This window comes from Rhodosalinus sp. (assembly GCF_041685465.1).
In the GTDB taxonomy this organism is placed as follows: Bacteria; Pseudomonadota; Alphaproteobacteria; order Rhodobacterales; family Rhodobacteraceae; genus Rhodosalinus.
This window is the reverse complement of record NZ_JAWLFS010000308.1, coordinates 1-2,967: the sequence shown is the minus strand read 5'-3', so window position 1 is coordinate 2,967 and position 2,967 is coordinate 1. Positions and strand designations below refer to the sequence as shown.

General features: G+C 72.6%; 3 protein-coding genes. 1 reads left to right on the top strand and 2 read right to left on the bottom strand.

Annotated features, from left to right (window positions below):
- Positions 1–858, bottom strand: an 858-nt coding sequence (locus ACESL7_RS14910) for an MBL fold metallo-hydrolase (protein ID WP_372894084.1), incomplete at its 3' end; no start/stop codon positions are given.
- 40 nt (positions 859–898) lie between these two features.
- Here ACESL7_RS14910 and ACESL7_RS14905 point away from each other — a divergent pair.
- Complete coding sequence (locus ACESL7_RS14905; protein WP_372894083.1) at positions 899–2,206, top strand: ATP-binding protein; 1,308 nt, start codon at positions 899–901, stop codon at positions 2,204–2,206.
- Positions 2,207–2,364: 158 nt separating this feature from the next.
- Here the strand turns inward: ACESL7_RS14905 and ACESL7_RS14900 are convergent.
- On the bottom strand, positions 2,365–2,967 hold a 603-nt coding region (locus ACESL7_RS14900), incomplete at its 5' end, for an AMP-binding enzyme (RefSeq protein ID WP_372894082.1).

Sequence of the window (2,967 nt, the reverse complement as noted above, 5' to 3'; positions counted from 1 at the left end):
CCGGGCGGCGCCGCGCGCGTCGAGATCGACGAGGTGCGCGAAGACGTTGCGCGCGGCGGCGGGCAGGAGGTCGGGCGGCGTGTCGGCATAGATGCGGCGGGCGAGCTCGGCGGCGGTGCCGGGCGCCTCGGCGAGCGCGGCGCGGATCTGTGCCTCGCGGCTCCTCCGGTGCGCGACGAGCCAGTCGAGCCGCGCGGCCGGATCGGCGATCGGTGCCCCGTGCCCCGGGTGCATGACACGCCAGCGCCGGGCCGCGAGCCGCGTGCAGGAGGCCATGAAGTCGGTCAGGTCGCCGTCGGGCGGCGAGACGAGCGAGCTCGCCCAGCCCATCACCAGATCGCCCGTGAAGAGCACGTCCTCCGCGGCGAAGCAGAGGTGGTTGCCGAAATGTCCCGGCGTGTGCAGCGCGCGGAGCGCCCAGCCGTCGCCCGTGACCGCCGCGCCGTCGGCGAGCGACACGTCGGGGAGAAAGCCCGCGTCCACCCCTTCGCCGCCCCCGGCGAGGCCGGTCTCCGCAAGCCGTGACATCACCGCGCTCCGGCCCGCGCGCGCGTCGCCGAAGGCCAGGACCGGCGCGTCCGTCGCCTGCGAAAGACGGCGCGCGAGGGGCGAGTGGTCGAGATGCGCGTGCGTGACCAGGATATGCGTGATGCGCTGGCCGGGCTCCAGCGCGGCAAGGATCGCCTCGAGGTGCGCGGGACTATCCGGGCCGGGGTCGATCACGGCGAGGCCGCGCGTCCCGAGAAGATAGGTGTTCGTTCCCCGGAAGGTCATCGGCGAGGGGTTGGGCGCCACGATGCGGCGCAGCCCCGGTCCGAGCGGGCGGGGAACGCCGGAGGAGGCGGCTTGGGTCGGCATGACGGCTTTCGCTCCCGTGCTGAGGTGCGTAGATTTAGGCATGGCCTTCCGGTGGCTCAAACAGTCCATGCCGCGCGGGCTCTACGGGCGCGCGGCGCTGATCCTCGTGCTGCCGGTGGTGACGCTGCAGCTCGTCGTCTCGGTCGTCTTCGTGCAGCGCCATTTCGAGGACGTGACCGAGCAGCTGACCGAAGGGGTCGCGCTCGAGGTCGCGCTCGTTCTTGACCGCCTCGCGGAGGGGGGGCTGCCCGCCGCCGAGGAGGCCGCGGCGGCGCTCGACTACTCGCTTCGCGCCGTGCCGCCGGAGGCCGTGCCGGCGACCGACAGCCTTCGGTTCTACGACTTTTCGGGACGGGTGGTGATCCGAACCCTCGAGGCGCGGCTGCCCGCCTTCGAGGTGATCGAGCTGCCCGGCGATTTCGACGTCTCGCTTTACGCCGAAAGCGTGGCGGGGCCGGTGGCGCTGGACTTCGGCCGCAAGCGCGTGTCGGCCTCCAATCCGCATCAGCTGCTGGTGAACATGGTCGTCTTCGGCATCTTCTTCACGGTGATCGCGTTTTTCTACCTGCGCAACCAGCTCCGCCCGATCACCCGCCTCGCCGAGGCCGCGGAGGCGTTCGGCCGCGGGCGGACCGTGCCCTACAAACCCGCCGGCGCGGTCGAGGTCCGTGCCGCGGGCCGCGCCTTTCTCGACATGCGCGCGCGGATCGAACGACACATCGAGCAGCGCACGATGATGCTCTCGGGCATCAGCCACGATCTGCGCACCCCGCTCACGCGGCTGAAGCTCGGCCTCTCGATGCTCGAGGAGGAGGACCGCGCCCCGCTCGCGCGCGACGTGGAGGACATGGAGCGGCTCGTCGACGAGTTCCTGAGCTTCGCGCGCGGCGAGGCGGGGCCGGGCGAGTCCGAAACCGTGGATCCCCTGGACCTCCTGCGCGGGGTGGTCGAGGACGCGGCGCGCGCCGGCGCCGATGTGCGGCTCGTCGCGACCGAGGGCGGCGGCCAGATGGACCTGCGCCCGCTCGCGGTGCGCCGCGCCCTCGAGAACCTGATCGCCAACGCGGTGCGCTACGGCACCCGCGCCGAGGTCTCGGCGCGGCTCGGCGCGCAGACGTTGCGCATCACGGTGGAGGATGACGGCCCCGGCATCCCGCCCGAGGAGCGGGCCCATGCGCTCAAGCCCTTCGCGCGGCTCGATCCGGCGCGCAATCAGGACCGCGGCACCGGCGTCGGCCTCGGCCTCGCCATCGCGGCAGATGTGGCGCGGGCGCACGGCGGCGCCCTGACGCTCGGTGAAAGCGCCCGACTGGGCGGGCTCGAGGCCGAGCTCACGCTCGCGCGGTAGCGGCGCGGCGCGCGCATCGGCGCTGGCGTGACTCGTCGCGTGAGAGGGGGGCTGTCTGCCCCCCTCTGCCGCTGGCGCGGCATTCACCCCCCGAGAGTATTTGGACCAAGATGATGGGCGCGGGAAAACGCGGAACCCGGCGCCGATCTGCGGCGCGGTCAGCGTCCCTCGCGCAGGCGGAAGCGCTGCACCTTGCCGGTCTGGGTCTTGGGCAGGGCATCGCGGAACACCACGCGGCGCGGATACTTGTAGGGCGCGATCGTGGCCTTCACGAAGTCCTGCAGGGCCGCGACCATCGCCGCGTCGCCCGCCGCGCCCTCGGCGAGCACCACATGCGCCTCGACGATCGCGCCCCGCTCGGCGTCCGGCGCGCCGACCACGGCGCATTCGGCCACGGCGTCATGCTTCAGAAGCGCCGCTTCCACCTCCGGGCCCGCGATGTTGTAGCCCGACGAGAGGATCATGTCGTCCGAGCGCGCGGCGAAACGGAAATACCCGTCCTCGTCCTGACAGAAGGTGTCGCCCGTGATGTTCCAGCCCTGCCTGACGTAGTCGCGCTGGCGCGGGTCGGCCATGTAGCGGCACCCCGTCGGCCCCTTCACGGCGAGCCGGCCGGGCGTGCCGCGCGCCACCTCGTTCATCTCGTCGTCGACGATTCTGGCCTCGTAGCCGGTGACCGGGAAGCCGGTGCAGGCGGGTTTCGCGTCGCCCAGCCGGTTCGAGATGAAGATGTGCAGCATCTCGGTCGCCCCGATCCCGTC